The following is a 590-nucleotide window of genomic DNA, read 5'->3' on the forward strand; positions in this document are numbered from 1 at the left end:
CGCGAAATCTAATCCGCGGTGCATTTTCGCTACCTTGGTGACAGGATGAATACGTTTGCCAAAACCGGATGAAAGTCGAACTTTACCCACTGGCGAACCGTTTGGAATTTGATTGAGCATCAGCGTTCGTACATTCGAAGTGATCGCTGCTGAATCCAGTCGAGTATCCAAATCTTCATTGGTGGCGTGATTATCCACGCCAAGCACTTTTTCTAGCTCGCCTAAGCGCTCGGAAACCAACTGAACCCGCTCCTCTCGCTCAGAAAGGTCGTTTTCTAGTTCAGACTTCAACGCCTTTAATGTACTGAGCTCTTCGCCCATGCTGCGTGAGTGCTCGGTGAGCTGCGCTTGTTTCATCGCTGCGCTATCGACCCGCGCGTAAAGATGGTTTATGAGAATGGCGGTAGCTGCCAAAGTCAGTACAAATAGCCCTAAAAAGGTTTTTAGGTTGCGTTGCATCCGTTTACTGAAATACCAATGCTTGGAGCCATTGATGGTTGATATCGAGATCGTCAGTTGGTCTTTCATCATGTCGTAATGATCGTATTCTGGTATAAGCCTCGTCACTGAGTGAGCTCGACTGTAAGGAA

General features: G+C 47.8%; 1 protein-coding gene. It reads right to left on the bottom strand.

The annotated features are described in order from the left end of the window. On the bottom strand, window positions 1-528 hold a 528-nt coding region (locus R7Z77_RS26990; protein ID WP_411913223.1), incomplete at its 3' end, for a M23 family metallopeptidase. Window positions 529-590: the final 62 nt, after the last annotated feature.

This window comes from Vibrio sp. 1401 (genome assembly GCF_033340295.1).